The sequence below is a fragment of the Micromonospora sp. NPDC093277 genome (genome assembly GCF_044765245.1).
Lineage (GTDB): Bacteria > Actinomycetota > Actinomycetes > Mycobacteriales > Micromonosporaceae > Micromonospora.
In genome coordinates this window covers 182,887-209,003 of record NZ_JBIWJO010000008.1, presented here as the reverse complement: position 1 = coordinate 209,003, position 26,117 = coordinate 182,887, and the positions used below count along the sequence as shown (strand labels likewise).

The window sequence follows — 26,117 nt, the reverse complement described above, 5'->3', positions numbered from 1 at the left end:
GTCAGCGGGTGAGCACCGCACCAGCCGTTCCCTGGCGCCGTCCGGCGCCGACCACCGGCCAGCGGCGCGCCGATGCCTGGACCGCCCTCGCCGTCGCCGTACTCGCCCTGTTCGACCTCGCCCTCGCCCGCAGCACCGGAGCGTTCCCGTTCGGTTCTCCGCCCTCCCTGGCGGAGCAGATCTGGTGGTCGCTCGCGGTCACCCTGCCACTGGTGTGGCGGCGCCGGTGGCCGGTGGCCACCACCGTGGTAATCTCGGTGGCGTTCATCGCCGGGCAGGTCCGCGCCATCCCGCTGACCAGTCTGCCGTCCGGCGCGCTGTTCGCCGCGCTCTACAGCCTCGGCGCGTGGGGGCCGGACCGGCGCACGGCCGGCCGGGTCCGGATCGGGGTGATCGTGGCGATGTTCGCCTGGCTCGGCCTGTCCTTGGCCCTGCGGATCGACGAGTTGTCGGCGGCGCCCTTCACCGGCGCCGCCGGACCGGTGCCGCCGGTGCTGGCCGCGATCATCGACGGCGTGGTCTTCAACCTGCTCTTCTTCGGCTTCGCCTACTACTTCGGCGAGCTCTCCTGGCTGGCGGCGCGGCGCGAGCACGAGCTGCGTACGCAGGCCGAGGAGCTGCGCCGGTCCCGGGCCGAGGCGGCCGAGCGGGCGGTGATCGGCGAACGGGTCCGCATCGCCCGTGAGCTGCACGACGTCGTCGCCCACCACGTCTCGGTGATGGGTGTGCAGGCGGCGGCGTGCCGGCGGGTGTTCGACCGGGACCGGGAGAAGGCGCGCGCGGCACTGGCCGCCATCGAGCAGACCGCGCGGACCGCCGTCGACGAGCTGCGCCGGATGCTCGGCGTGCTGCGCGACCCGGGCGGCGCCGAGTCCGTCCGGTCGACCGCGGCCGGTGTGGAGCAGGTCGCGGAGCTGGTCGAGAACGCCCGCGAGGCCGGCCTGACCGCCACCGTCGGGGTGTACGGGGATCCCGTGCCGCTGCCCCGCTCGGTGTCCCAGGCGGCGTACCGGATCGTGCAGGAGGCGGTGACGAACACGGTGAAACACGCCGGCGCTACCGTGCTGGACGTGCGGATCCGTTACCTGGCCCGGGAGCTCGAGGTCGATGTGAGCGACGACGGACGGTCCCGCAAGCCGCCGGGCGAGGGCGGGCTCGGGCTCATCGGCATGCGGGAGCGGGTCGCCGCCCACGACGGTGTGCTGGAGGCCGGCCACCGCCCGGGCGGTGGCTTCCGGGTCCGCGCCCGGATTCCGCTCGCCCGCGAGGCGGTGGCATGAGCGAGCGGAGCGAGCGAATCAGCCAGCTCAGTGCGTCGGTGCCTCAAGGCGGTGGCTTGAACGGCGCGGTCGCGGGTGGGACCGTCCGGGTGTTGCTCGCCGACGACCAGCATCTGGTCCGCACCGGGTTCCGCGTCATCCTCGAGGTCGAGGACGACATCGAGGTGGTGGGCGAGGCCGCCGACGGTGAGCGGGCGGTCGCGATGGCCCGGGCGACCCGACCGGACGTCGTGCTGATGGACGTCCAGATGCCCGTCCTGGACGGCCTGGCGGCCGCCAGCCGGATCACCGCCGAGGGCGGTCCGGACGGCCCGGCGGTGCTGATCCTGACCACATTCGACCGGGACGACTACCTGTTCGCCGCGCTACGCGCCGGGGCGAGCGGGTTCCTGCTCAAGAACGGCACCCCGGAGGACCTCATCGACGCGGTACGCGTGGTGGCCCGGGGCGACGGCCTGATCGCGCCGGCGCTCACCCGGCGGGTCATCGCCGCCTTCGCCCAGCCCGGCGGCCTCGGCCGGCCGCCTGCGGTGTCGCCGCCCGCGGGGTCGCCGCCCGCGTCGTTGACCCAACGGGAGTACGAGGTCCTGGAGCTGCTCGCCCGGGGCGTCAGCAACGCCGAGATCGCCGCCGCGCTGCACCTCGGCGAGGCCACCGTGAAGACCCACGTCAGCCGGGTGCTGGCCAAACTCGGCCTGCGGGACCGGGTGCAGGCGGTGATCTTCGCGTACGAGCACGGCATCGTCCAGCCCGGCGGCTGACGGGGTCCGCCGCGCGGCGGACTTCGATGATCATCCGCTGGGCGGACGGCGCCCCGGCCGAGAGCGGCTAGCGTCCGGTTCCATGACCAGCACGCTCCGCCTGGACGGCGTCGATCGCAGCTTCGGCGACCGCCAGGTGCTCAAGAACATCTCCTTCGAGGTGACCGCCGGACGGATGACCGGCTTCGTCGGCGGCAACGGCGCCGGCAAGACCACCACCATGCGGATCATCCTCGGCGTGCTCGCCCCGGATGCCGGCCAGCTCCTCTGGCGCGGCTCCCGGTTGACCCGACAGGACCGGCAACGGTTCGGTTACATGCCGGAGGAACGCGGTCTCTATCCGAAGATGACCGTCCGGGAGCAGGTCGTCCACCTGGGACGCCTGCACGGGCTCGACCTCGGCGCGGCGCGGCGCAACACCGACACCCTGCTGGACCGGGTCGGGCTCGCCGAACGCGGCGACGACCTGCTGGAGACGCTGTCACTGGGCAACCAGCAGCGGGCCCAGGTCGCCGCGGCGCTGGTGCACGACCCGGAGGTCCTCGTGCTGGACGAGCCGTTCTCCGGGCTCGATCCGATCGCGGTGGACACCGTCGTGTCCGTGCTGCGGGAACGGGCGCGGGCCGGCGTGCCGGTGCTCTTCTCCAGTCACCAGCTCGACGTCGTCGAACGGCTCTGCGACGACCTGGTGATCATCGCGGATGGTGCCATCCGGGCGGCCGGTGGCCGGGAGGAGCTGCGGGCGGCGTACACCCTGCCCCGCTTCGAGCTGGTCGTCGACGGCGACGCGGGCTGGCTACGGGACCAGGCGGGGGTGACCCTGATCGATCTCGACGGCCCGCGCGCGGTCTTCGACCTGGCCGCCGACGCCGACGACCAGCGGGTGTTGCGCGGCGCGCTCGCTCGCGGCCCGGTCCGTGTCTTCCGGCCGGTCACCCCGTCCCTCGCCGAAATCTTCCGAGAGGTCAACCAGTAGTGAACACCTACCAGGCGGTCCGGCTGATCGCCGGCCGCGAGATCCGGGTCAAGCTGCGGGACCGGACGTTCCTGATCGGCACGCTGTTCTTCCTGCTCATCGCCGTGGCCTCCACGGTGCTGCCGGCCCTGCTGGCCGGCTCACCCTCGGCGGTCGCCGCGACCGCGTCAGTCGCCGCCCCGCTACGCGAGGCCGGCCTCGACGTCCGGGTGGTCGCCGACGACGCCGCCGCCGAGCGGGCGGTCCAGGCCGGCGACGTGGACGCCGCGGTGGTCACCGGGCCGACCGTGCTGGCCATGGACGAGGCCCCCGACGACGTGGTGAAGGCGTTGAGCAGTGCACCCGCGATACGGCTGCTGAACCCGGACGCGGTGGACCCGCTGGCCGCCTTCTTCGTGCCGTTCGCGTTCGCGTTCGTCTTCTTCACGACGTCCCAGATGTTCGGGGTGCAGATCGCGCAGAGCGTGACCGAGGAGAAGCAGACCCGGATCGTGGAGATCCTGGTGGCCGCCGTACCGGTGCGGGCGCTGCTGGCCGGCAAGATCGTGGCGGCGTGCGTGCTGGCGGTCGGGCAGATCGCGCTGATCGCCGTGGCCGCGGTGGCCGGGATGCAACTCTCCGACAACGGCGGCCTGCTCGCCCTGGTCGGCCCGGCGATCGGCTGGTTCGTGCCGTTCTTCCTGGTCGGCTTTCTGCTGATCGCGGCGCTGTGGGCGGTGGCCGGTGCGCTGGTCAGCCGGCAGGAGGACATCGGTGGAGTGTCGCTGCCGGTGCAGCTCGCGGTGATGCTGCCGTTCTTCGCGGTGATCTTCCTGAGCGACAACGCCACCGCGATGCGGATCCTGTCGTACCTACCGTTCTCGGCACCGACGGCGATGCCGCTGCGGATGTTCACCGGCGACGCGGCCGGGTGGGAGCCGCTGGTGTCGCTGGCCCTGCTGCTGCTCACGGCGATCACCTTCGTCGCCGCCGGCGCCCGCATCTACGAGGGCTCCCTGCTACGCACCAACGGCCGCACATCGGTGCGCACCGCCTGGCGAGCCCGCGAACCCCTCACCTGACCCCACCCCGCTCTTCGTCGATCATGGAGTCGTGGCGCCCGGTTCGCCCCACTTGACACAATCATCCACTGCCACAACTCCATGATCGACGAGTGTGCGAGGATCGCCGATCATGAGCGCACCGGATCGGAATTACCTGCAGACACTGGCCGAGGAGTGCGTGGGGCTGGTGTCCCGGCAGTTCGACCGGCGGCTGGACTGGTCACCGGAGAGCCTGTCGACGCTCGACGAGGTATGCGTCGACCTGCTCGCCGACGGACCGCTCGCCGAAGAGCACCTCGACCTGTGGTGGAAGTTGATCGGCGCCTACACCGGCGAGGTGGCCATCCGGGTCCACGGCGGCGAGTGGGTCGAGCACGAGACATCACCCGGTGCCCCGGCGATCTCGGTCCTCGGCGTGACCGGGTTCCCGTTCGGGCTGGCGGCGCGGGTCCTCGACGGTGAACCGTACAAGAGCCTCGCCTCGTTCGTGCGTGCCCTACCGGCGATCGCCGAGCGCTCGAAACGCGACTGACCGCAGGGTGGGTTCAACGGCCTGATCACAACTGCGCCCGACCGCGGTGGTGAAATGCACCTCCCGGATAGCGATAAATCCGGGAGGTGCAGATATCCATGGCGACGGTCAGCCGACGGCCGCCATGATCTCGTCGCTGACGTCGAAGTTCGCGAAGACGTTCTGCACGTCGTCGCAGTCCTCGAGCACATCGATCAGCTTGAAGATCTTGCGCGCGCCCTCCTCGTCGAGCGGCACGTTGACGCTCGGGATGAGGGAGGACTCGGCCGACTCGTACTCGATGCCGGCGTCCTGCAGTGCGGTGCGCACAGCGATCAGGTCGCCCGGCTCGGAGACCACCTCGTACGCCTCGCCGAGGTCGTTGACCTCCTCGGCGCCGGCGTCCAGCACGGCCATCATCACGTCGTCCTCGCTGGTGCCGGCCTTCGGCACGATCACCACACCCTTGCGGGAGAACATGTATGACACCGAGCCGGCGTCGGCGAACGAACCGCCGTTGCGGGTCAGCGCGGTGCGCACCTCGGTGGCGGCGCGGTTACGGTTGTCGGTCAGGCACTCGATGAGCAGCGCGACGCCGTTCGGGCCGTAGCCCTCGTACATGATCGTCTGGTAGTCGGCGCCGCCGGCCTCCAGGCCCGAGCCGCGCTTGACGGCGCGATCGATGTTGTCGTTCGGGACGGAGTTCTTCTTCGCCTTCTGGATGGCGTCGTAGAGGGTCGGGTTGCCGGCCGGGTCGCCGCCGCCGGTCCGGGCCGCCACCTCGACGTTCTTGATCAGCTTGGCGAACATCTTGCCGCGCTTGGCGTCGATGACGGCCTTCTTGTGCTTGGTGGTCGCCCACTTTGAGTGGCCAGACATCTCATACCTCCGTTAGTGATCCACGCCTGCGTCGACTGCCCGCGCCGATTCCGCGGTCAACCGGTACGGATGGAGCTGGCCGGACGGCTCCGCGTGGACGGCTGCGGCGAGCTGTGCCCTGCCGAACCGCGGCAATCCTACCGAGAGGGGGTCCCCGCATGTCACACCCGGCACCCGGTGCGGCGCGGGGCGATAGTCCGGCGGGGTGGCCCGGCCGCTCCGGGAGGACAAAGAACCGCAGGCCGGTGGCCATGCCCGGCGGCGTACGGCGGCGCTCAGGCCGCGGCCCGGACCAGGTCCACGAAGTAGCGGTGCAGCCGCAGGTCGCCGGTGAGTTCCGGGTGGAACGAGGTGGCCAGCAGGTTGCCCTGCCGGACCGCGACGATCCGGTCGGACGCCGGCTCGTCGGTGACCCGGCCGAGCACCTCGACGCCCTCGCCGACCCGCTCGACCCAGGGGGCCCGGATGAAGACGGCGTGGAACGGCGCGCCCTCGACCCCGGCGATCCGCACCGGCGCCTCGAACGAGTCGACCTGCCGGCCGAAGGCGTTGCGCCGCACGGTCATCTCGATGCCCTGGAAGCCGCGCTGGTCGGGGCGGCCGTCGAGCACCTCGGACGCCAGCATGATCATGCCGGCGCAGGACCCGTAGACCGGCAGGCCGGCGGCGATCCGCTTGTCGATCGGCTCGCGCATCTCGAAGATGTCGGCCAGCTTGCTGATGGTGGTGGACTCCCCGCCGGGGATGACCAGCCCGTCGACCGCGTCCAGCTCGGCCGGACGGCGGACCGGGCGAGCCTGCGCGCCCGCGCCGGCCAGGGCGGCGACGTGCTCGCGTACGTCCCCCTGCAGGGCGAGCACCCCGATGACGGGTGCGGTCACCTTCGCTCCTCTCGGTCGACCGGACGGGCCCCTGGCCGGGGGCCCGTCCGGTTCACGTCACCAGCCGCGCTCGGCCAGGCGGTGCGGCTGCGGGATCTCGTCGACGTTGATGCCGACCATCGCCTCGCCCAGGCCGCGGGAGACCTTGGCCAGCACGTCAGGGTCGTCGTGGAAGGTGGTGGCCTTCACGATCGCGGCGGCACGCTGGGCCGGGTTGCCGGACTTGAAGATGCCCGAACCGACGAAGACGCCCTCGGCGCCGAGCTGCATCATCATGGCGGCGTCGGCCGGGGTGGCGATGCCGCCCGCGGTGAAGAGCACCACCGGCAGCTTGCCGGTCTCGGCAATCTCCTTGACCAGCTCGTACGGCGCCTGCAGCTCCTTGGCCGCGACGAACAGCTCGTCGGTCGGCAGCGACTGGAGCCGACGGATCTCCTTACGGATCTTGCGCATGTGGGTGGTGGCGTTGGAGACGTCACCGGTGCCGGCCTCGCCCTTCGAGCGGATCATGGCCGCGCCCTCGGTGATCCGCCGCAGCGCCTCGCCCAGGTTGGTCGCGCCGCAGACGAACGGGACGGTGAACGCCCACTTGTCGATGTGGTTCTCGTAGTCGGCCGGGGTCAGCACCTCGGACTCGTCGACGTAGTCCACGCCGAGCGACTGGAGGACCTGCGCCTCGACGAAGTGGCCGATCCGGGCCTTGGCCATCACCGGGATCGAGACGGCGTTGATGATGCCGTCGATCATGTCCGGGTCGCTCATCCGGGAGACGCCGCCCTGCGCACGGATGTCGGCGGGCACCCGCTCCAGCGCCATCACGGCGACCGCGCCGGCGTCCTCAGCGATCTTGGCCTGCTCGGCGGTGACCACGTCCATGATCACGCCGCCCTTGAGCATCTCGGCCATGCCCCGCTTCACGCGGGCGGTGCCGACGGCGGGGGTGGCGTTGGTGTTCGGGGAGGTGGATTCGGGCACGGGTCATCGCTCCTCGGGCATGCTCAGGGGGTGGCTGCGGAAATGCTACGACGGGGTCAACACCGTTCCGACAGCCAATCAGACCCATGGTGGCCTGCTCTGTGGTCGGCGTCACGCCCGCTACCGACGGCTGGGCGCCGGCGCAGGTCAAGCTGCGGGTCAAGCGGCGCGGGTCAGCCGGCGGGGACGTCCGCCGCGCGACTGAGGGTGGGATCGTCGACGTCGAAGTAACGGGGCAGATCGTGCCGGCGTCCCATCCGCAACAGGCGCACCAGGGGGCGGCGGCGGGCCGCCCGGGCATCCCGGACCAGGTCGGTGTGCACCTGCCGGGACAGCGCCAACCGCCGGCTCGCCGCGATCACCGCCTCGCAGGCCGGGTCGTCCGGGTCCAGCTCGACCGCGCGCAGCTGCCGGGTGAGGTCGTTCTCGGCGGCCTCCCGCTCCTCGGGGACGGCGTCCAGGGCGATCCGCGCGGCCGCGTACAGCTCCACGCCGTACCGCTGTTCGGCCAGCACGGCGGCGGCCGCCGCGCGCCGCAGCAGGTGGGCGTCGAGCGCCCGGGCCGCCGACTCCGCGCGGATCTGCAGCCGTTCGACCCGGTTGGCCGTCCAGAAGAGGTACGCCGCGACGAGCCCGACGACCACCAGCGCGACCACCAACCACATTCCCGGCATCGTAGTGCTGCTCCGTTCCCGCCCGGGTCGGCGCGCTCACCGGCCGACACGCTGGTCACACCGCTCCCACCGGCCACCCGGCTCAGCCCAGCTCCACCCATTCCTGGTCCATGACCCGACCGTCGGTGGCCTCGATCGCCGCCGCGTACACCTCCAGCACCCGTCGGGCCACCACCGGCCAGTCGAAACCGGCCACCACCTGATCGCCGCAGGCGGTCAGCGCCGCCCGCCGGTCCGCGTCGTCCAGCAGCTCGGCCAGGGCGGTACGCAGGGCCACCGCGTCGCCGGTCGGGAACAGCAGCCCGGCCCGCCCGCCGTCCAGCACCCGGCGGAAGGCGTCGAGGTCGCTGGCCACCACGGTGGTGCCGGCGGCGAGCGCCTCGGTGAGGATCATCCCGAAGGACTCCCCGCCGGTGTTGGGTGCCACGTACAGGTGCAGGCTGCGCAACATGCGAGGTTTGTCCGCCTCGGGAATCATGCCGAGGAACGTCACCCGATCCCGCAGCCCGGCCGGGAACTGCCCGTACAGATCGTCCCGGTCGCCGGGACCGGCCACCAGCAGGCGCAGCCCCGGACGGTGCGGGGCGAGCGCGACGAACGCGTCCCGCAGAATCGGAAAGCCCTTCCGGGGCTCGGTGAACCGGCCCAGGAAACCCACCGTCCCGCCGCTGCCCGGACCGCACTCCCCCGGCCAGCCGGGCAGCGGCTCGACGCCGGCGAACTTCGCCACCGCCACCCCGTTGGGGATCTCCACCGCGCCGCCGTCCATGTGCTCGACCTGCACCTTGCGGGCCAGGGCGCTGACCGCGATCCGGGCGGTGATCCGCTCCAGCACGATCTGGAGCATCCCCTGCGCCGCGGAGAGCACCCGGGAGCGGGTCATCGCGGTGTGGAAGGTGGCCACCACCGGGCCGCGGGCGGAGAGCACGGCCAGCATCGACAGGCTCGGCGTGAACGGTTCGTGCACGTGCAGCACGTCGAAGTCGCCCCGGGTGATCCAGCGCCGCACCCGGGCGGTGGAGACCGGGCCGAAGGCGATCCGGGCCACCGATCCGTTGTACGGCAGCGGCACCGCCCGCCCGGCGGCCACCACGTACGGGGGCAGCGGCGAGTCCTCGTCGGCCGGGGCGAGCACGCTCACCTGGTGGCCCAGCCCGATCAACGCCTCGGCCAGGTCCATGACGTGGTTCTGCACCCCGCCCGGCACGTCGAAGGAGTACGGGCACACGATGCCGATCCGCATGTCAGTGCCCTTCGTTCGCGACCGGCTGGTTCCGGGTTCCCGGCCGCGCCGCCGTGGGGCTCCGCCGCGCCGCACTCCTCGCGCTCATCGCCGGCCCCTCCTCAGATCGTCCCGGTGGCGGCCGGCGGCTGCGGCGCAGCGGCTGGGCCGTCGGTCCGCTGGTCCAGCCACATCCGCTGCAACATGTGCCAGTCTTGCGGGTGGCGGGCGATGCCCGCGGCCAGGCCGTCAGCGATCCGTTGGGTGAGCACGCGAACCCGGAACTCCAGTGAGCCGCTGCTCGGGTCCGGCAGCTCCAGCGGGCCGTCGAGGGCGGCGCAGGCGCGGTCCGGCTCGTACCACATCGTGGTGACGTAGAGAGGCGCGCCGGTCCGGATCGCCAGCAGCGCCGGGCCGGCCGGCATCCGGGTCCGGCCACCGAAGAAGTCCACCTCCACGCCGCGCGCGGAGAGGTCCCGGTCGGCGAGCAGCGGCACCACCGTACCGGCCTGGAGCCGGTCGACCAGCACCTCGAACGCCGGCCGCTCGCCGCCGTGGGTGGGCAGGATCTCCATGCCCAGGCCCTGCCGGTAGGCGAGGAAACGCTTGTAGACGCTCTCCGGCCTGAGCCGCTCGGCGACCGTGGTGATCGGCCAGCCGGTGGCCGCCACCCAGGCGCCAGCCGCGTCCCAGTTGCCGCCGTGCGGCAACGCGATCACCGCGCCCCGACCGGACGCCACGTCGGCGCCGAGCTTGTCCGCGCCGCCGAGGCGGAACCCGTCGAGGATCTCCTGGCGGCTCAGCGACGGCAGCCGGAACGCCTCCATCCAGTACCGGGCGTACGACCGCAGGCCGGCCCGGACCAGTTCGTCCAGTTCCGCCTCGGGCAGATCCGGGCCGACCACCCGGCGCAGGTTGGCCCGGAGTCGGTCCGTACTCCGACCGCCCCGGCGGTACGCGCGGTCGGCGCCCGCCCGGAAGGCGGCGGCGACCACCGGCCGGGGCAGCGTGCGGGCCAACCGCCAGCCGGCGACGTAGCCCAGCTCGGTGAGGTTCACTCGTGGCCCTGCTGCGCCTGCCGGTACACGTGCGTCATGCGCTGCCCGACCGTGAAGATCGAGACGGCGGCGAGCAGCCAGAGCGCGATCGGCAGCGCCAGGTCGACGCCGAGGCCGGTGAGCAGGCCGCCCACCCCGACGATCAGCAGCCGCTCGGTGCGCTCGGCGATGCCCACGTTGGCGGTCATCCCGAGCCCCTCGGCGCGGGCCTTGACATAGGAGACCAGCCCGCCGGCGGCCAGGCAGAGCAGCGCGGCGGCCATCCCGGCGTGGTCGCCCTGGGTGGCCAGCCAGTATGCGACCGCGCCGAAGACGGCGCTGTCGGCGATCCGGTCCATGCTCGAGTCGAGGAAGGCACCGAAGCGGGTGGAACCACCGCTCATCCGGGCCATCGTGCCGTCGAGCAGGTCGGTGAGCGCGAAGACCGTGACGATCAGCGCACCGGCGACCAGGTGACCGCGGGCGCCGAAGCCGAGCGCGCCGACGAGCACGCCGACGGTGCCGGTCACGGTGACCGCGTTGGGGGACACGCCGGCGCGGAGCAGACCGCGCGCGACCGGCTCCACGACGCGGGTCATGCCCGCCCGGGCCGTTACTTGGAAGATCTTCGCCATGGCGGTCCCACGATAACGGCCGGAAGCCGCCGGCGGCACGGCCGGTCGGCTCGAAGGGTCTGTCGGCCCTTGTGCGGGGTCGGCGACGGGTGTGAGATCGAGCCTGGGAGGTGAGCCAGCTCACCGAACCAACCGTCCGGGAACCCGTCGTCCACGAGACCATCGGAGGATATCGCCGCGGCACCCGCCCGCCGGGGCCCGCTTCCCCGTCGCGCGGCGGCCGCCACCACCACCGGCTGAGGGAGGTGCGCCGCGATGGCGCAGAAAAATCAGGAGAAGGGTGTCACCGGCGGCGCGCCGGTGGTGACCGAGCCCGGCAGGGTTCGCAACGTGGTGCTGGTCGGGCACTCCGGGGCGGGGAAGACCACCCTGGTCGAGGCGTTGCTGACGGCCAGCGGCACGATCGGTCGTGCCGGCACCGTCACCGACGGCACCACGGTCTGCGACCACGACCCCGCCGCCGTACGCCAGCAGCGTTCGGTGAGCCTGTGCTGCGCCCCGCTGCTGCACCGCGACGTCAAGGTGAACCTCCTGGACACCCCCGGCTACGGCGACTTCGTCGGCGAGCTACGCGCCGGCCTGCGGGCCGCCGACGCGGCGCTGTTCGTCGTCTCGGCCGTCGACGGGATGGACGCGGCCACCGCCGCGCTTTGGGAGGAGTGCGCCGCGGTCGACATGCCGCGCGCGGTCGCGGTGGCTCGGCTGGACCACCCGCGCGCCGACTTCGACGAGGCGGTGGCGCTCTGTCAGCGGGTCTTCGGCGACAACGTGCTTCCGCTCCACCTGCCCATGCTCGGCGACGACGGCGTGTCGGTCGTCGGCCTGATGGGGCTGATCAACCGCCGGGTCTTCGACTACACGGCCGGGCTGCCCGCGACGGTCCGGGAGCCGGACCCCGAGCACCTGCCCGCGATCGTGGAGGCGCGCAACGAGCTGATCGAGGGGATCATCGCGGAGAGCGAGGACGAGACCCTGATGGACCGCTACCTCGGCGGCGAGGAGATCGACACCGAGGTGCTCGTCACCGACCTGGAGAAGGCGGTGGCCCGGGGCCACTTCTACCCGGTGGTGCCGGTCTGCGCGGAGACCGGGGTCGGCCTGGACGTGCTCCTCGACGGCCTGGTGTCGGCGTTCCCGTCGCCGCTGGAGCACGAGCTGCCGGCGATCACCGGGGTGGACGGCTCGCCGCGCCCGCCGCTGGACTGCGACCCGGACGGCCCGCTGGTCGCCGAGGTGGTCAAGACGACCGTGGACCGGCACGTCGGGCGGGTGTCCCTGGTCCGGGTCTTCTCCGGCACCCTCCGTCCCGACCAGGTGATCCACGTGTCGGGGCACGGCATGACCGAGCGGGGCCACGCCGACCACGACGCCGACGAGCGGGTCGGCCACCTCTACAGCCCGCTGGGCGCGGCGCTGCGCGAGGTGCCCGCCGCCGTCGCCGGGGACATCTGCGCGATCACCAAGTCGGGCAGCGCGGAGACCGGCGACACCATCTCCGCCAAGGATGAGCCACTGCTCATCGCCCCGTGGGAGATGCCGGAGCCGCTGCTGCCGGTGGCGATCGTGGCGAAGAGCCGGGCCGACGAGGACACCCTGGCCCGCAACCTGGCCCGGCTGGTGGCCGGCGACCCGACGCTGCGGCTGGAGCGCAACGCCGAGACCCACCAGCTGGTGCTCTGGTGCATGGGCGAGGCGCACGCCGACGTGGTGCTCGACCGGCTGCGCGCCGGCGGGGTGGAGCTGGAGACCGAGCCGGTCCGGGTGGCGCTGCGCGAGACGTTCGCCGCCGGCGCGAAGGGGCACGGCCGGCACGTCAAGCAGTCCGGCGGCCACGGCCAGTACGCGGTCTGCGACATCGAGGTGGAGCCGCTGCCCCGCGGCGCCGGCTTCGAGTTCGTCGACAAGGTCGTCGGCGGCGCGGTCCCGCACAACTACATCCCGTCGGTGGAGAAGGGCGTCCGGGCGCAGATGGAACGCGGCCTGGTCGCCGGTTCCCCGGTGGTGGACCTGCGGGTGACCCTCTTCGACGGCAAGGCGCACAGCGTCGACTCCTCCGACGCGGCGTTCCAGACCGCCGGGGGCCTCGCGCTGCGCGACGCCGCCGAGAAGGGCCAGCCGACGCTGCTGGAGCCGGTCGACGGGGTGACCGTCCGGGTGACCGACTCGTCGGTCGGCGCCGTGATGGGCGACCTCTCCGGCCGCCGCGGGCGGGTGCTCGGCACCGAGCCGGACCCGGACGCCGAGGGGCGCACCCTGGTCCGCGCCGAGGTGCCCGCCACCGAACTGCTCCGGTACGCGGTCGAGCTGCGCTCGATGACCGCCGGCACCGGCACCTTCCGCCGCGAGTTCGCCCGGTACGAACCCATGCCCACCCATCTCGCCGAACAGGTCCGCAAGGAGCACACTGCCCACTCCTGACCCCGCCGCGCGCCACCCCGCGAGCCGGGCACTCGACGCAGGCGGTCCGCCCGGCCCGTGACGACTCGGGATGCGGCATGTGGTGGTCTCCCGGGAAGCCGGACACCCTCACATGCCGCACCTGGAGCGGATGGCTAGTGAAGCGTGGCGTAGGCCAGCAGGAGCGGGGTGGGTTGGCCCGGCCAGGTGGCGGTCAGGCCGGGGGCGGAAGAGGGCTCGGAGGGGGCGGGCCGCCGGACAACGGCCAGCTCGACCTGATCGGCCCGGATCAGCGTGGGATCGCCGTCGACCACCTCCTGGGGCGCGCCGACCACCGGCGGCTCGACCCCGTCCACCCGGCTGCCGGTCAGGGTCATCGTGGGCGGGCGGACCTCCCGCCGGCCGTCCACCTCGAAATACTCCTCCGCCTGGCCGGCCCCGGCGAGCACGGCGGCGGCCAGGGCAGGCGGGTAGACCGGGTCGGCGCAGGCGTCGTACACCCAGCGCGGGCCTAGCACGGAGTGCTCGGTGGTGCCGACCAGCCAGTCGTCGGCGCCGGGCAGCGGGGCACCCCGATAGGTCAACGGCACCTGCAGGACCGGCCCGGCCCCGGACCGGACGAGCAGAGTCTCGATCCCGACCTCGCCGGCCGGGTCATCGAAGCGGCAGGTCGCCACCCTGGTGAGGTCGGCGCCCGCCGTCCCGGTGAACCAGGAACGGCCGGGGAGCCAGGCGGCGAGCAGGTCAAGCTTGGACGGGCGCAGTTCCGCGCGGTGCAGCAGAGCCATGCGCGAGATCGTACTGTCGATGCTGACGCTCCGGGGTTTGCCGATCTTGGCAGCGCGACACCACCGCTACCTGGAGGAGCTTTGAGCACCACGGCGGACGGGACCGAGCGGGCGAACGAGGTGCGGCCGGTGCCGCGCTGGGTGGCGCCCACCTTCGTGGCGCTGGCCCTGCTCACCCTGCCGTGGGCCGGCTACCTCGCGCTGACCCTGCCCCGGCACGCCGTGACGGCGCACTACCGGGCCGCCTGGGTCGGGTTCGACCTGGGCCTGGCGGCGCTGCTCTCGCTGACCGCCTGGTACGCGTACCGGGGCAACCGGCAGGTGGTGCTGGCCGCCGGCGGTACCGCGACCATGCTGGCGGTGGACGCCTGGTTCGACGTGACGACCACCGCGGCCGGGCCCGACCTGGTGATGTCGGTGCTGCTGGCCGTGCTGGTCGAGCTGCCGCTCGCCGGGGTCTGCATCTGGATCGCCCGGCACGCCGACCGGATGGTCGAGCGGCGGCTGCGCCAGGTCGCCGTCCGCGTCGAGACCACCGCCGACCGGGCCGAGGCGGTCCGGCGGACCGCCACCACCGCCCGCCGGCGACCGGCCCGGGGCCGTGGTCGGCTGCGCTGACGCCGCCGCGCCCCCGCGCACTGACTGGCCGGACGCGCGCCGGCGGGCCCGAGGCGGGCGGTGGCGGTGAGCCGGGGTCGACCACGATCAGCCGGCCGCCGCCAGCCGGCCGGGCCGGATCAGGCCGGCCAGGCCTTGGCGAACAGGTCCCGGGTGTCGGCGAGCAGCTGCGGCAGCACCTTCGTCCGGCCGATGACCGGCATGAAGTTGGCGTCGCCACCCCACCTCGGCACCACGTGCTGGTGCAGGTGGGCGGCGATGCCGGCGCCGGCGACGCCGCCCTGGTTCATGCCCAGGTTGAAGCCGTGCGCGTTGGAGACCTGGCGGACCACCCGCATGGCGTCCTTGGTGAACGCGGCCAGCTCGGCGGTCTCCGGCGCGTCCAGCTCGGTGTAGTCGGCGACGTGCCGGTAGGGGCAGACCAGCAGGTGTCCCGGGTTGTACGGGTAGAGGTTGAGCACCGCGAAGACGCGCTCGCCCCGGGCGACGATCAGGCTCTCGTCCGGAGGCAGGCCAGGGGCGAGGCAGAACGGGCAGCCGGCGGGCTTCTCGTAGCCGCCCGCGGGCCGGTCCTCGCCGGAGATGTAGGTCATCCGGTGCGGCGTCCAGAGCCGCTCCAGCCCGTCCGCCAGACCGTTGTCGGTGCCGCTGTCGAAGTGCCGATCCGCCCCAGTCACACCGCCGATCCTACGGTCACCGCGCTGCGGCGAGCCGGGTGGCTGTTGGGGGCTCGACGCCGTGCCGTGCACCCGGACACGGCGAACGGTGGTGGCCCGATGCCGGGGGCACCACCGTTCGCGGCAGGTCACGCCCGGCGCGCGGCCGGGCCGGGGCTCAGCTCTCCGCCGAGGGCCCCGAGTTGGTCCGGGAGTTCACCACGTCGAGCACGTGGGTGACCGCCTCGGCCACCGGTACGCCGTTGCGCTGCGAGCCGTCCCGGTAGCGGAAGGACACCGTGCCGGCGGCCACGTCGTCGTCGCCGGCGATCACCATGAACGGGATCTTCTGCTGCTGGGCGTTGCGGATCTTCTTCTGCATCCGGTCGTCGCCCGCGTCGACCTCGGCCCGGATCCCCGCGGCGCGCAGCGCCGTGACGAACTCCTGGAGGTAGTCGGTGTGGTCCTCGCGGATCGGGATGCCGACCACCTGGACCGGGGCGAGCCACGCCGGGAACGCCCCGGCGTAGTGCTCGGTGAGTACCCCGATGAAGCGCTCGATCGACCCGAACTTGGCGCAGTGGATCATGACGGGCTGCTGCCGGCTGCCGTCGGCCGCCTGGTACTCCAGCCCGAAACCCTTCGGCTGGTTGAAGTCGTACTGGATCGTCGACATCTGCCAGGTCCGGCCGATGGCGTCCTTGGCCTGCACCGAGATCTTCGGGCCGTAGAAGGCCGCGCCGCCCGGGTCCGGCACCAGGTCGAGCCCGGTATCCCGGGCGCACTCCTCCAGCACCGCGGTCGCGGTCGCCCAGTCCTCGTCCGAGCCGACGAACTTGTCCGGCCGGGCCTCGTCGCGGGTCGACATCTCCAGGTAGAAGTCGTCGATGCCGAAGTCCTTCAGCAGGCCGAGCACGAAGCCCAGCAGGTGCTTGATCTCAGCCGGCGCCTGCTCCTGGGTGCAGTACGAGTGCGAGTCGTCCTGGGTGAAGCCGCGCACTCGGGTCAGGCCGTGGATGACGCCCGACTTCTCGTACCGGTACACCGACCCGAACTCGAACAGCCGCATCGGCAGCTCGCGGTAGGACCGCCCGCGCGACCTGTAGATCAGGTTGTGCATCGGGCAGTTCATCGCCTTGAGGTAGTAGTCGCTGCCCTCCATCTCCATCGGAGGGAACATCGTGTCCTTGTAGTAGGGCAGGTGGCCCGAGGTGTGGAAGAGACCTTCCTTCGAGATGTGCGGGGTCCCGACGTACTGGAAGCCCTCCTCGATGTGCCGGGTGCGGACGTAGTCCTCCATGACGCGCTTGAGCACGCCGCCCTTGGGGTGGAAGACCGCCAGGCCCGAGCCGATCTCGTCGGGGAAGCTGAACAGGTCGAGGTCCGCGCCGAGCTTGCGGTGGTCGCGCCGGGCGGCCTCCTCCAGCAGCCTCAGGTACGCCTTGAGCTCGTCCCGGGTCGGCCACGCGGTGCCGTACACGCGCTGGAGCTGCGGGTTCTTCTCCGACCCCCGCCAGTATGCGGCGGCCGAGCGCATCAGCTTGAAGGCGCCGATCAGCCGGGTGTTCGGCAGGTGCGGGCCGCGGCACAGGTCCGACCAGCAGACCTTGTCCTCGTTCGCGGCGAGGTTGTCGTAGATGGTCAGCTCGCCGCCGCCCACCTCCATCACCTCGGAGGAGTCCAGCCCCTCCCCCTTGACCTCGATCAGCTCCAGCTTGAACGGCTCGGCGGCCAGCTCGCCCCGCGCCTCGTCCAGGCTGCCGAACCGGCGGCGGCGGAACCGCTGGCCGGACTTGACGATCTCCTGCATCCGCTTCTCGAGCTTCGCCAGGTCGTCCGGCTGGAACGGCTTGTCGACCTGGAAGTCGTAGTAGAAGCCGTTCTCGATCGGCGGGCCGATGCCGAGCTTCGCCTCCGGGAAGACGTCCTGCACGGCCTGGGCGAGCACGTGCGCGGTGGAGTGCCGCAGCACGTTCAGCCCGTCGGGCGAGTCGAGGGCGACCGGCTCGACCGTGATCTCTTCGGCCGGCTTCCAGTCCAGGTCGCGCAGCTGGCCCTGCGGGTCGCGGACCACCACGACGGCCTTCGGGCCGCTGGTCGGCAGCCCGGCCGCGGCCACCGCGTCGGCCGCCGTCGTCCCGGCGGCGACGACGACGGGGTCGGCCACGACGGGGGTACGGGGTGCGGACACGGTGACTCCTGTCGTCGATGGGGATCGGATCTGCCGGACACCCGGCCCCTGCGATGCTATCGGTCCCCCTTTCCGCCCCGTCGCCGACGCCGCCGTGTCCCGAAACGATGGCCGGGGCGCGGCGCGAGGCCGCACTTTCCCCGAAACTGTCGCCTCCGCCCGCCGCGAGGCCGCACTTTCCCCGAAAGCGCGCGTTCCGCGGGGTGGGGAGTCAGGCGGGGGTGGGGAGCCAGGGCGGGAGGGGCTCACGGGCGGCGAGCCAGTGCTCGGGGACGCCGCCCGGGGTGCCGGACCCGGTGTAGGCGGCGACCACCCCGCCGACGATGGCCGACGTGGTGTCGACGTCCCCGCCCGCCTCGACACAGACGCCGATCGCGGCCGGATAGTCGTCGAGGTGGGTGGCGGCGACCCAGAGCGTGAACGGGACGGTGTCCTGCGCGGTCACCCGGGAGCCGTTGCCGAGCGCCTCGGCCGCCACCGCCGGCGAGTGGCCGAGCAGTGCGGCGGCCCGACGTACGCCCCGGTGCAGCTCGCCGCCCGGGTCCAGGGCGCCGGCCACCGCATCGAGCAGCCGGGCCGGCTCGGGTCGCCCCCCGTCCAGCCGGGCCCGGGCGGCGAGCGAGGCGGCGACCGCCACCGCGACCGCACCGGCGATCCCCTCGGGATGGGCGTGGGTCACCTCGGCGGAGGCGCGCGCCTGCTCGGCGGCCCGCCGGGTCGAGTCGGCGTACCAGGCGCCGAGCGGGGCGACCCGCATGGCGGCGCCGTTACCGCAGGAGCCCTGCCCGTCGAACGCCGACGCGGCGGCCACCGGCCACGGCGTACCGGTGCGGATCATCCGCAGGATGACCACCGCTCCCGGACCGTAGCCGCGGTAGGGCTCGCAGCGCTCGGCGAAGGCGAGCGCCAGCGCGTCCCGGTCGACCCGTCCCGCCTCGCCCAGCGCGGCCACCACGGAACAGGCCATCTCGGTGTCGTCGGTCCACTGCCACGGGGGCGCCGGCAGCCGGCCGGCGGCGAGATCGGCCGGGTGCCGGCCGGGTACGAAGAACTGGGAACCGAGGGCGTCACCGACCGACAGCCCGGCGAGGGCGTCCCGCGCGAGCGCCAGGCGGGTGTCGGGGAAGAGGGTGAACGTCATCGCCGTCTCAGCTTGCCCGGTTCCGTCGGTTGCCGCAACGCGATCAACTTGCCCCGCCGAGTACCGTCTTGACGTGGCCACCGTGCTCCTGGTCGAAGACGATCACGTCGTACGCGGCGCGATGTTGCGGTCCCTCACCGACCGGGGGCACGCCGTACACGCCGTCGGTACGGCGCTGGACGCGCTGCGCCGGGTCGCCGCCGAGACCCCCGACCTGGTGGTGCTCGACCTCGGCCTGCCCGACCTGGACGGCTCGGACGCGCTGCGGATGCTACGCGGGATCACCGACGTGCCGATCATCATCGCCACCGCCCGGGACGATGAGCAGTCCGTGGTGCGGCTGCTGCGGGCGGGCGCCGACGACTACATGGTCAAGCCGTTCACCGGGGCCCACCTGGATGCCCGGATCACCACCGTGCTGCGCCGGGTGGGCCGGGCCAGCCGTACGGTCCAGCCGGCGGTGCACAGCGTCGGTGGGCTGCGGGTGGACGTGGGTGAGCGCAGCGCGGTGCTGGACGGGCAGCCGCTGGCGCTGACCCGCAAGGAGTTTGACCTGCTGGCGTATCTCGCCGCACGTCCCGGCCGGGTAGTGTCCCGGCGGGAACTCTTGGAGGAGGTATGGCGCCAGCCGTCGGTCGGCGAGGACCAGACAATCGACGTTCATCTATATTGGCTGCGCCGCAAAATGGGCGAGTCCGCGGCGAAGCCGCGCTACCTGCGCACCGTGCGGGGGGTCGGCTTCCGGCTGGTGGCGCCGGACTGAGGCCCGCGCTGGCCTGGCTCACGGCCGGCATGTGCACCCTCGTCGCGCTCGTCTTCCTCATCCCGCTCGGGCTGACCCTCGGCGACCAGTCGCGGCACGAGAAGCTGGCCGACGCGGCCCGACGCAGCGCCCTGGTCACCGGCACGCTCGCGGTCAGCACGAACCCGGAGGTCGTCCAACGCGCGGTCGCCGCCACCGACGACGACCCGGCGCTACGGCCGGTCGTGCACGGCCTCGGCGGTGACGAGTCCGGCAGCCGGGCCGAACCCGCCGCGCTGGCCCGGGCCGGCGCCGACCGCCGATCGGTGGTCACCGACGTGCCCGGCGGCGTGCTCCGGCTGGACCCGGTGGTGCTCGGCGACAAGGTCGCCGTGGTGGAGGTCTTCGTCCCCGACCGGGTGCTCGACGAGGGTTCCGGCCGGCGGTGGCTGCTGCTGCTCGCGGTGGGCGCGGCGCTGGTCGGAGCCGTGGTGATCGTGGTTGACCGGGTCGCCGCGCGCGCCGTGGACGCCACCGGTGAACTCGTCAAGGCGGCCGTCGCCATCGGTGACGGCGACCTCGGCGTACGGGTCGAGCCGACCGGCCCGCGCGAGCTGGCCGAGGCCGGGCACGCGTTCAACCGGATGGCGGAGCGGCTGGTCGCGCTCCGCGCCGACGAGCGGGAACTCGTCGCGGACCTGTCCCACCGGTTGCGTACCCCGCTGACCGCGTTGCGGCTGGACGCCGAGGCGCTGGAGTCCGACGACACCAGCATCGGGACCTTCAGCGCGGCGGAACTCGACCGCCGGCGCGGCATCCGGCGGATCCGTCAGGCCATCGTCACCCTGGAGGGCGAGGTCGACCAGCTGATCAAGACCACCCGCAAGGCGGTCAGCCAGGAGACCGGACCGGCGACGTGCGACGTGAGCGAGGTGGTCCGGGACCGGATGGTCTTCTGGTCGGCCCTCGCCGGCGACCAGAACCGGCCGCACCGCGTCGTCGGGGCCCAGCTGCGCATCCCGGTGCCGGTGCCCCGGGCCGAGCTGGCCGCCGCGCTCGACGCGGTGATCGGCAACGTCTTCCGCTACACCCCGCAGGGCACCGCGTTCGAGGTGGCGGTCAGCCGGCGGGACGGCTGGGTGGCGATCCGCATCGACGACGCCGGCCCGGGCATCGCCGATCCGGACCGGGCGCTGCGCCGGGGTGCCAGCGACCAGGGCTCCACCGGGCTCGGGCTGGACATCGCCCGGCGGGTCGCGTTGCAGGCCAACGGGTCGGTCAGCATCGACCAGGCCCGGCTCGGCGGGGCCAGCGTGGTGATGCTGCTGGCCGATCCGGAGGCGACGCCGCGGCAGGTCAACCGGTTCGGGCTGGTCGGCCGGATGTCGCGGGACGGCCGGGAGCACAAGACCCGCCGCCTGCCCCGGCCGCGCTGACCGAGCCTCGGCCCTCGGCTGTGGCCTGGCGCAAGTCTTCCTTAGGTCTGGGTTAACGACCGCCACGCCGGCCCGACCGGCTGTCAGGATTACTTCCGAACCCATCAGTTCCGTCGGCCGGAACGCCCCGGTAACACCTTGGCCGACGAATCGGTGCGCGCGGCGGGAGTCCTCGGTCCCCCACACCTCACTCCCGCCGCGCGCCACCCCCTCTCGACCGCGTCGCCGTCGGCGCGGGTCCGCCCGGTCAGGGCGCAGCACCCACCGGTTACGCGTCGGTCACCCCGCACTCGCCAGGTACGCGTCGATCTCGTCGCTGATCCGGGCCTTCTCGGCCGGCTCCAGGAACGATGCGGTGACCCCGGCCCGGGCCAGCGCGGCGAGCCCGTCCGGGCCGACACCCAGCAGCCGGCCGGCGACGGCGTACTCGTCGTTCAGGGTGGTGCCGAACATCGGCGGGTCGTCGGAGTTGATGGTGACCAGCAGCCCGGCTTCGACGAGTTGCCGCAGCGGATGCTCGTCGAGGGTCGCCACCGCCCGGGTACGGATGTTGGAGGTGGGGCACACCTCCAGCGGGATCCGCCGCTCGGCCAGGTGGGTGAGCAGCTCCGGATCGAGCGCGGCGGAGATGCCGTGGCCGATCCGCTCCGCGCCCAGGTCCCGCAGCGCGTCCCAGATCGTCTCCGGACCGGTGGTCTCGCCGGCGTGCGGCACCGAGCGCAGCCCCGCGGCCCGGGCCTGGTCGAAGTACGGCTTGAACTGCGGTCGCGGCACCCCGATCTCGGGGCCGCCCAGCCCGAAGCTGATCAGCCCGTCCGGCCGTTCGCCCAGGGCGATCCGCAGGGTCTCCTCGGCGGCCGGCAGCCCCGCCTCGCCGGGAATGTCGAAGCACCAGCGCAGCGCGATGCCGAAGTCCGCCTCGGCCCGCTTGCGGGCGTCCTCGATCGCCTCGCAGAACGCCGGCGCCGGGATCCCCCGATGCACGTGCGAGTACGGCGTGACGGTCAGCTCGGCGTACCGGACCTGCTGGCGGGCCAGTTCCCGGGCCACCTCGTGGGTGAGGATCCAGACGTCCTCCGGGTCGCGGATCAGGTCCACGACGCTGAGGTAGACCTCGATGAAGTGCGCGAAGTCGCGGAACGCGAAGTATTCGGCGAGCCGCTCCGGGTCGGCCGGGACGGGGCTGCGTCCCTCGTGCCGGGCGGCCAGCTCGGCGACGATCCGGGGCGAGGCGGAGCCGACGTGGTGCACGTGCAGCTCCACCTTGGGCAGTCCGGCGATGAAGGCGGACAGATCGGTCACGTGTTCTCCTCTGCGCGGGCGCCGGTGCGGGCCACCGCGAAGATCCGGCGGAACGGGAAGTACACCTGACCCTGCCGCACCGGGTACTCCTGCGCGAGCCGGATCCCCAGCTCGGCACGGAACTCGGCCCAGCCGGCGGCGGTCAGCGCGGCCCGGACCGGTCGCAGCGCCGTACCCTCCATCCAGGTCAGCACCGGGTGGTCTCCGTTGGCGGCGGCCGGGAGCAGGTGCACGTAGGTAGTCTCCCAGGCGTCGACGGCGCACCCGGCACCGACCAGCAGCGCGGCATAGTCGACCGGGTCGTCGACGGGCGCCTCGCGCAGCAGCGGGGCGAGTGTCTCCCGCCACGGTTCACGCCCGGCGACCGCACGCAGCGCCCGATGCGACGGGGCGTCGAAGTTGCCCGGGACCTGGACGGCCAGCCACGCGCCCGCCGGCAGCAGGGCGGCCCAGCGGGTGAGCAGCTCCTGGTGGCCGGGCACCCACTGGAGCACCGCGTTGCAGACCACCACGTCCACGTCCGGCTCCGGGCGCCAGGACCGCACGTCGCCGACGGCGAAGGTGGCCGGCGTGTCCAGGGCGGTCGCCCGCGCGATCATCTCCGGGGACGAGTCGATCCCGTTCAGCCGGGCCTGCGGCCATCGCCCGGCGAGGGTGGCGGTGAGCGTGCCGGGGCCGCAGCCGAGGTCCGTCACGGCCCGCGGGCGTTCGGCCGGGACCCGGGCGACCAGGTCGTGGAAGGGCCGAGAGCGCTCGTCGCCGTAGCGCAGGTAGGTGGTCGGGTCCCACATGACAGCCTCCAAACCGTACGTACGTCTTGCTAGACGGTACGGCCCGTCGCGCGCTCCGGCAAGCCGATCACTAGGCTGCCGGGATGGAACTGCGCAGCTTCGACCGGCTCGGCCGGCACGTTGGCATCGTCGGACTCGGCGCCTGGCAGCTCGGCTCCGACTGGGGTGAGGTCAGCGAGAGCGCGGCCATGGACGTGCTCGCCGCCGCCGTCGATGCCGGCGTCACCTTCCTGGACACCGCCGACGTGTACGGCGACGGCCGCAGCGAGCGGCTGATCGGCCGGTTCCTGCGCGAGCGCCCCGGGCACGGGCTGACCGTGGCCACCAAGATGGGCCGGCGGGTGCCGCAGACGCCGGAGGCGTACACCCTGGACAACTTCCGGGCCTGGACCGACCGCTCCCGGGCCAACCTCGGCGTGGACACTCTCGACCTGGTGCAGCTGCACTGCCCGCCCACCGGGGTCTTCGCCGACGACCGGGTCTTCGACGCGCTGGACACCCTGGTCGCCGAGCGGCGCGTCGCCGGGTACGGGGTCAGCGTCGAGACCTGCGACCAGGCGCTCACCGCCATCGCCCGGCCCGGCGTGGCCAGTGTGCAGATCATCCTCAACGCGGTCCGGCTCAAGCCGCTCGAGCGGGTGTTGCCCGCGGCGTCGGCGGCCGGGGTGGGCATCATCGCCCGGGTGCCGCTGGCCAGTGGCCTGCTCTCCGGCCGCTACGACGAACACACCACGTTCCCGGCGGACGACCACCGCAACTTCAACCGGCACGGCGAATCCTTCGATGTCGGCGAGACGTTCTCCGGGGTCGACTATGACCTGGGCCTGGCCGCCGTACGCCGGCTCGCGCCGCTGGTCGGCGACGGCCGGACGATGGCCCAGTTCGCGCTGCGCTGGATCCTCGACCAGCCCGGCGTCACCGTGGTCATCCCCGGTGCCCGCGACGCCGAGCAGGCGCGGCGCAACGCCGCCACGGCCGACCTGCCGCCGCTGACCGGGGCGGAGCTGGCCACCGTCCGCGAGACGTACGACGAGCTGATCCGGCCGCAGGTCCACGACCGCTGGTGATGCGGGCCCGGCGGCCGGTCGGCGCGGCGCCGTCGCCGACCGGCCGCCGGGCGCATGCTGGAGTCAGGTGCCCATCGGCGGAGGGGGAACGATGAGGGGTTGGTTCCGACTCACCCTGGGGTTGCTGGCCGTCGTGCTGGGGGCGCTCTGGACCGTGCAGGGGCTGGGTTACGCGAGCGGCAGTGTGATGACCGGCCATCGAATCTGGGCGGTCATCGGCGGGGCCGTCGTCCTGATCGGACTTGTCACGCTCTATTTCGGCCTGCGCGCCCGGGGCGGCCGGAGCTGAGGTCTCGAATCGACGGCGAATACGGAAAGCCCCGCCTCCCGGAAGGGGACGCGGGGCTGCTCGGCGGCCGGCGGGGGCCGGCGCCGCGCTCAGATGGGGCGGACCTGCTCGGCCTGCGGACCCTTCTGACCCTGGGCGATCTCGAACTCCACCCGCTGGTTCTCCTCCAGCGTGCGGTAGCCGCTGGTCTGGATGGCCGAGAAGTGGACGAACACGTCAGCACCCCCGCCGTCGACGGTGATGAAGCCGAAGCCCTTGTCAGCGTTGAACCACTTCACGGTTCCCTGCGCCATGTGTATCTCCTTCTAAAACTGGCGGCCGAGCACGCCGTGCGGCCGATTGGCCGTTTTCGAGCAGCGGCGCCTGAGGCGGCCCCCGGTAAAGGAGACTTCTCTCAACCCACGCGTCTCTCAACAGCGTGAGACAGCAAACCACGTACGCAAAAACTCTGCACAGCCTACCCGACGAAATTTTCCGACATGTGACCTGACGGTCGCGGCGGGTCCACTGCCCGGGCCGGGCGGGCCATGCGAAAGGCCCCTTCCCTTACCGGGAAAAGGCCCTCTTCACGGACGGATCAGTCGGGCCAGTGCCCGGTGAGCCGACGCACGCTGATCGCTCCGCCACGGTCCACGGCGGCCCGGACCACCGCGAAGATCGCGCCCTGCAACGCGGCGGCGGCCAGGATCTCGCCCCAGCGCCGGTTCTCGTCGGTGGCGCTGGGCGCCTCCCCGTCGCCCGCGGCGACGCGCCAGACCTGCCGGAAGACAACCCCGGCAACCGCACCGGCGGCCAGACCGAGCAGGATCCCGACCGGCTTGTACGCGGCCTTGCCGACCTTGTTGCTCACCTGCGCCTCCCATGGACGATCAGCAGCACCACCGCGGTCGCCACCGCACCCGCCGCGACCACCGCCCACGGCATCGGACCATGTCGGACCGCCCCGCTCTTCCCGTGCGCCCGGGCGAGCCGGGCCTTACCGGCCGCCTGTTCCCCGGCGAACCGGGCCGACCCGGTCGCCTGCCCGCGCACCCGGGCCATGGTCTGGGCGGCCTGCTCGCGCATCCGGCCCTTCGCCTGCGCGGCGGACTCCCGCAGCCGGGCCTTGACGTCGACCCTGGCGGCCAGCAGTTCCATCGTCTCACCCAGTTCGACCCGGGTCCGGCGGATCTCCTCGCGGAGTGCCTCCACGTCCCCGGTCCCGTTGCCGGTCATCACCGCCTCCCGTCCTTCATCGCGGCGGTGACCGTGTCGACGTCCGCCCGTACGCTGCGGACCGTCGCCTCCGGAACAGGTGGGACGGCACGACTGATCTGTTGCTTGCCGACAAGTGCGAGGAGCCCGGCGAGCAGGAAGAGGGCCGCCGTCACGATCAGCGCGGCCAGCCACGCGGGCAGCACCAGCGCCAGCAGCAGGATCACCGTGGCGACCCCCGCGCCGGTGCCGAGGAGGGCCATCAACCCTCCGCCGCCGAGCAGACCGACTCCGATCCCCGCCTGCTTGCCCTTGCGGGTCAGTTCGGCCCGGGCCAGCGTCAGTTCGTCCCGTACCAGTCGGGTGACCTGCTCGGCGGCCCGTTGCACCAGTTCTGTGGTGGACGGATCGCTCCCGTTCCGGGACGTGCTGCGACTCGCGACGTCAGCCATGCTGTCCCCCCTTCCTCATCACCGCGCTGTATGCCCGGAGTCACCGCCCGTCAATCCTGTGCGGAGCGACCCTCGTCCGGCCGCGCACCACCGGGCGCCCGGCCGCCCGAGGCGGACCGGAACCGGGGCTTGCCCAGCAGATCCCCTGAAACCGGCGGAACAAACGCAGCCGACGCGAA

Annotated in this window: 28 protein-coding genes; 11 read left to right on the top strand and 17 right to left on the bottom strand. The window is 72.9% G+C overall.

All coding sequences use genetic code 11. The features are described from left to right. Window positions 1–8 precede the first annotated feature (8 nt). The 5 genes from ACIRG9_RS19785 (at window position 9) to ACIRG9_RS19765 (ending at window position 4,592) form a co-directional block, all read left to right on the top strand. Window positions 9–1,280, top strand: a complete 1,272-nt coding sequence (locus ACIRG9_RS19785) for a sensor histidine kinase (protein ID WP_402857515.1) — start codon at window positions 9–11, stop codon at window positions 1,278–1,280. Then, a complete protein-coding gene (locus tag ACIRG9_RS19780; protein WP_402857512.1) occupies window positions 1,277–2,041 on the top strand; it encodes a response regulator in 765 nt (254 codons plus the stop codon). Before ACIRG9_RS19785 ends, ACIRG9_RS19780 begins: the two co-directional genes overlap by 4 nt. Before the next feature lie 82 nt (window positions 2,042–2,123). Beyond that, window positions 2,124–3,017: an ABC transporter ATP-binding protein gene (locus ACIRG9_RS19775; protein ID WP_402857509.1), complete on the top strand. Its 894-nt coding sequence runs from the start codon at window positions 2,124–2,126 to the stop codon at window positions 3,015–3,017. Further along, on the top strand, window positions 3,017–4,078 hold the full coding sequence (locus tag ACIRG9_RS19770; protein ID WP_402857506.1) for an ABC transporter permease: 1,062 nt from the start codon (window positions 3,017–3,019) through the stop codon (window positions 4,076–4,078). The genes ACIRG9_RS19775 and ACIRG9_RS19770 overlap by 1 nt, the downstream gene beginning before the upstream one ends. A gap of 112 nt (window positions 4,079–4,190) precedes the next feature. After that, entirely contained in the window at window positions 4,191–4,592 is a 402-nt protein-coding gene (locus ACIRG9_RS19765; protein WP_402857503.1) for a hypothetical protein, read from the top strand. 108 nt (window positions 4,593–4,700) lie between these two features. Here ACIRG9_RS19765 and ACIRG9_RS19760 read toward each other — a convergent pair whose 3' ends face one another. From ACIRG9_RS19760 to pgsA, 7 genes are all read right to left on the bottom strand, one after another. After that, window positions 4,701–5,450 carry a YebC/PmpR family DNA-binding transcriptional regulator gene (locus ACIRG9_RS19760; RefSeq protein ID WP_402857499.1) on the bottom strand — a complete coding sequence of 250 codons (750 nt, stop codon included), beginning with the start codon at window positions 5,448–5,450 and terminating at the stop codon, window positions 4,701–4,703. A gap of 275 nt (window positions 5,451–5,725) precedes the next feature. Then, the gene (pdxT, locus tag ACIRG9_RS19755) at window positions 5,726–6,331 is read right to left on the bottom strand and encodes a pyridoxal 5'-phosphate synthase glutaminase subunit PdxT (protein WP_402857497.1); all 606 of its coding nucleotides are present in this window, start codon (window positions 6,329–6,331) and stop codon (window positions 5,726–5,728) included. 57 nt (window positions 6,332–6,388) lie between these two features. Next, on the bottom strand, window positions 6,389–7,306 hold the full coding sequence (gene pdxS / locus ACIRG9_RS19750) for a pyridoxal 5'-phosphate synthase lyase subunit PdxS (RefSeq protein ID WP_402857495.1): 918 nt from the start codon (window positions 7,304–7,306) through the stop codon (window positions 6,389–6,391). 173 nt (window positions 7,307–7,479) lie between these two features. Then, the gene (locus ACIRG9_RS19745; protein WP_402857494.1) at window positions 7,480–7,980 is read right to left on the bottom strand and encodes a hypothetical protein; all 501 of its coding nucleotides are present in this window, start codon (window positions 7,978–7,980) and stop codon (window positions 7,480–7,482) included. An 82-nt stretch (window positions 7,981–8,062) separates the two neighbouring features. Next, window positions 8,063–9,223: a glycosyltransferase family 4 protein gene (locus ACIRG9_RS19740; RefSeq protein WP_402857492.1), complete on the bottom strand. Its 1,161-nt coding sequence runs from the start codon at window positions 9,221–9,223 to the stop codon at window positions 8,063–8,065. A gap of 101 nt (window positions 9,224–9,324) precedes the next feature. Beyond that, window positions 9,325–10,260 carry a phosphatidylinositol mannoside acyltransferase gene (locus ACIRG9_RS19735; RefSeq protein ID WP_402857490.1) on the bottom strand — a complete coding sequence of 312 codons (936 nt, stop codon included), beginning with the start codon at window positions 10,258–10,260 and terminating at the stop codon, window positions 9,325–9,327. Continuing rightward, on the bottom strand, window positions 10,257–10,874 hold the full coding sequence (pgsA, locus tag ACIRG9_RS19730; protein WP_402857488.1) for a phosphatidylinositol phosphate synthase: 618 nt from the start codon (window positions 10,872–10,874) through the stop codon (window positions 10,257–10,259). The genes ACIRG9_RS19735 and pgsA overlap by 4 nt, the downstream gene beginning before the upstream one ends. 255 nt (window positions 10,875–11,129) lie before the next feature. Here pgsA and ACIRG9_RS19725 point away from each other — a divergent pair, with 255 nt between their 5' ends. Continuing rightward, the gene (locus tag ACIRG9_RS19725; protein WP_402857486.1) at window positions 11,130–13,292 is read left to right on the top strand and encodes an elongation factor G-like protein EF-G2; all 2,163 of its coding nucleotides are present in this window, start codon (window positions 11,130–11,132) and stop codon (window positions 13,290–13,292) included. 134 nt (window positions 13,293–13,426) lie between these two features. Here ACIRG9_RS19725 and ACIRG9_RS19720 read toward each other — a convergent pair whose 3' ends face one another. Then, entirely contained in the window at window positions 13,427–14,059 is a 633-nt protein-coding gene (locus ACIRG9_RS19720; protein ID WP_402857484.1) for a hypothetical protein, read from the bottom strand. 81 nt (window positions 14,060–14,140) lie between these two features. Between ACIRG9_RS19720 and ACIRG9_RS19715 the strand changes: the two genes are divergently transcribed. Further along, on the top strand, window positions 14,141–14,677 hold the full coding sequence (locus ACIRG9_RS19715) for a hypothetical protein (RefSeq protein WP_402857482.1): 537 nt from the start codon (window positions 14,141–14,143) through the stop codon (window positions 14,675–14,677). Window positions 14,678–14,796: 119 nt separating this feature from the next. Here ACIRG9_RS19715 and ACIRG9_RS19710 read toward each other — a convergent pair whose 3' ends face one another. The 3 genes from ACIRG9_RS19710 to ACIRG9_RS19700 form a co-directional block, all read right to left on the bottom strand. Beyond that, a complete protein-coding gene (locus tag ACIRG9_RS19710; RefSeq protein WP_402857480.1) occupies window positions 14,797–15,354 on the bottom strand; it encodes an HIT family protein in 558 nt (185 codons plus the stop codon). A gap of 157 nt (window positions 15,355–15,511) precedes the next feature. Next, window positions 15,512–17,524, bottom strand: coding sequence for a threonine--tRNA ligase (gene thrS, locus ACIRG9_RS19705; protein ID WP_402857478.1), 2,013 nt, complete (start codon window positions 17,522–17,524; stop codon window positions 15,512–15,514). A gap of 211 nt (window positions 17,525–17,735) precedes the next feature. After that, entirely contained in the window at window positions 17,736–18,665 is a 930-nt protein-coding gene (locus tag ACIRG9_RS19700) for an ADP-ribosylglycohydrolase family protein (protein ID WP_402857476.1), read from the bottom strand. Between the two features lie 73 nt (window positions 18,666–18,738). On the opposite strand from ACIRG9_RS19700, the gene ACIRG9_RS19695 reads away from it, so the two are divergent. Both ACIRG9_RS19695 and ACIRG9_RS19690 read left to right on the top strand, forming a co-directional pair. Next, entirely contained in the window at window positions 18,739–19,428 is a 690-nt protein-coding gene (locus ACIRG9_RS19695) for a response regulator transcription factor (protein ID WP_402857474.1), read from the top strand. A gap of 29 nt (window positions 19,429–19,457) precedes the next feature. Continuing rightward, complete coding sequence (locus ACIRG9_RS19690) at window positions 19,458–20,843, top strand: ATP-binding protein (RefSeq protein WP_402857472.1); 1,386 nt, start codon at window positions 19,458–19,460, stop codon at window positions 20,841–20,843. A 279-nt stretch (window positions 20,844–21,122) separates the two neighbouring features. Here ACIRG9_RS19690 and ACIRG9_RS19685 read toward each other — a convergent pair whose 3' ends face one another. After that, the gene (locus ACIRG9_RS19685; RefSeq protein ID WP_402857470.1) at window positions 21,123–22,145 is read right to left on the bottom strand and encodes an adenosine deaminase; all 1,023 of its coding nucleotides are present in this window, start codon (window positions 22,143–22,145) and stop codon (window positions 21,123–21,125) included. Next, a complete protein-coding gene (locus tag ACIRG9_RS19680) occupies window positions 22,142–22,936 on the bottom strand; it encodes a trans-aconitate 2-methyltransferase (protein ID WP_402857468.1) in 795 nt (264 codons plus the stop codon). Before ACIRG9_RS19680 ends, ACIRG9_RS19685 begins: the two co-directional genes overlap by 4 nt. 83 nt (window positions 22,937–23,019) lie before the next feature. Here ACIRG9_RS19680 and ACIRG9_RS19675 point away from each other — a divergent pair, with 83 nt between their 5' ends. Both ACIRG9_RS19675 and ACIRG9_RS19670 read left to right on the top strand, forming a co-directional pair. Next, on the top strand, window positions 23,020–24,003 hold the full coding sequence (locus ACIRG9_RS19675; RefSeq protein ID WP_402857466.1) for an aldo/keto reductase: 984 nt from the start codon (window positions 23,020–23,022) through the stop codon (window positions 24,001–24,003). A 91-nt stretch (window positions 24,004–24,094) separates the two neighbouring features. Continuing rightward, a complete protein-coding gene (locus ACIRG9_RS19670; RefSeq protein WP_402857464.1) occupies window positions 24,095–24,292 on the top strand; it encodes a hypothetical protein in 198 nt (65 codons plus the stop codon). 89 nt (window positions 24,293–24,381) lie between these two features. Here ACIRG9_RS19670 and ACIRG9_RS19665 read toward each other — a convergent pair whose 3' ends face one another. The 4 genes from ACIRG9_RS19665 to ACIRG9_RS19650 form a co-directional block, all read right to left on the bottom strand. Further along, a complete protein-coding gene (locus ACIRG9_RS19665; RefSeq protein ID WP_007075740.1) occupies window positions 24,382–24,585 on the bottom strand; it encodes a cold-shock protein in 204 nt (67 codons plus the stop codon). A 284-nt stretch (window positions 24,586–24,869) separates the two neighbouring features. Beyond that, on the bottom strand, window positions 24,870–25,142 hold the full coding sequence (locus ACIRG9_RS19660; protein ID WP_402857462.1) for a DUF4235 domain-containing protein: 273 nt from the start codon (window positions 25,140–25,142) through the stop codon (window positions 24,870–24,872). Continuing rightward, window positions 25,139–25,507, bottom strand: coding sequence for a DUF3618 domain-containing protein (locus ACIRG9_RS19655; RefSeq protein WP_402857461.1), 369 nt, complete (start codon window positions 25,505–25,507; stop codon window positions 25,139–25,141). Before ACIRG9_RS19655 ends, ACIRG9_RS19660 begins: the two co-directional genes overlap by 4 nt. Further along, window positions 25,507–25,938, bottom strand: a complete 432-nt coding sequence (locus ACIRG9_RS19650; RefSeq protein ID WP_402857460.1) for a phage holin family protein — start codon at window positions 25,936–25,938, stop codon at window positions 25,507–25,509. The genes ACIRG9_RS19655 and ACIRG9_RS19650 overlap by 1 nt, the downstream gene beginning before the upstream one ends. Window positions 25,939–26,117: the final 179 nt, after the last annotated feature.

Coding starts and splice junctions, on each gene's coding strand:
- ACIRG9_RS19780 (WP_402857512.1), top strand. CDS start 1,277: ATGAGCGAGCGGAGCGAGCGAATCAGCCAGCTCAGTGCGTCGGTGCCT.
- ACIRG9_RS19775 (WP_402857509.1), top strand. CDS start 2,124: ATGACCAGCACGCTCCGCCTGGACGGCGTCGATCGCAGCTTCGGCGAC.
- ACIRG9_RS19765 (WP_402857503.1), top strand. CDS start 4,191: ATGAGCGCACCGGATCGGAATTACCTGCAGACACTGGCCGAGGAGTGC.
- ACIRG9_RS19760 (WP_402857499.1), bottom strand. CDS start 5,450: ATGTCTGGCCACTCAAAGTGGGCGACCACCAAGCACAAGAAGGCCGTC.
- ACIRG9_RS19745 (WP_402857494.1), bottom strand. CDS start 7,980: ATGCCGGGAATGTGGTTGGTGGTCGCGCTGGTGGTCGTCGGGCTCGTC.
- ACIRG9_RS19740 (WP_402857492.1), bottom strand. CDS start 9,223: ATGCGGATCGGCATCGTGTGCCCGTACTCCTTCGACGTGCCGGGCGGG.
- pgsA (WP_402857488.1), bottom strand. CDS start 10,874: ATGGCGAAGATCTTCCAAGTAACGGCCCGGGCGGGCATGACCCGCGTC.
- ACIRG9_RS19725 (WP_402857486.1), top strand. CDS start 11,130: ATGGCGCAGAAAAATCAGGAGAAGGGTGTCACCGGCGGCGCGCCGGTG.
- ACIRG9_RS19720 (WP_402857484.1), bottom strand. CDS start 14,059: ATGGCTCTGCTGCACCGCGCGGAACTGCGCCCGTCCAAGCTTGACCTG.
- ACIRG9_RS19700 (WP_402857476.1), bottom strand. CDS start 18,665: ATGACGTTCACCCTCTTCCCCGACACCCGCCTGGCGCTCGCGCGGGAC.
- ACIRG9_RS19690 (WP_402857472.1), top strand. CDS start 19,458: ATGTGCACCCTCGTCGCGCTCGTCTTCCTCATCCCGCTCGGGCTGACC.
- ACIRG9_RS19680 (WP_402857468.1), bottom strand. CDS start 22,936: ATGTGGGACCCGACCACCTACCTGCGCTACGGCGACGAGCGCTCTCGG.
- ACIRG9_RS19675 (WP_402857466.1), top strand. CDS start 23,020: ATGGAACTGCGCAGCTTCGACCGGCTCGGCCGGCACGTTGGCATCGTC.
- ACIRG9_RS19670 (WP_402857464.1), top strand. CDS start 24,095: ATGAGGGGTTGGTTCCGACTCACCCTGGGGTTGCTGGCCGTCGTGCTG.
- ACIRG9_RS19665 (WP_007075740.1), bottom strand. CDS start 24,585: ATGGCGCAGGGAACCGTGAAGTGGTTCAACGCTGACAAGGGCTTCGGC.
- ACIRG9_RS19655 (WP_402857461.1), bottom strand. CDS start 25,507: ATGACCGGCAACGGGACCGGGGACGTGGAGGCACTCCGCGAGGAGATC.
- ACIRG9_RS19650 (WP_402857460.1), bottom strand. CDS start 25,938: ATGGCTGACGTCGCGAGTCGCAGCACGTCCCGGAACGGGAGCGATCCG.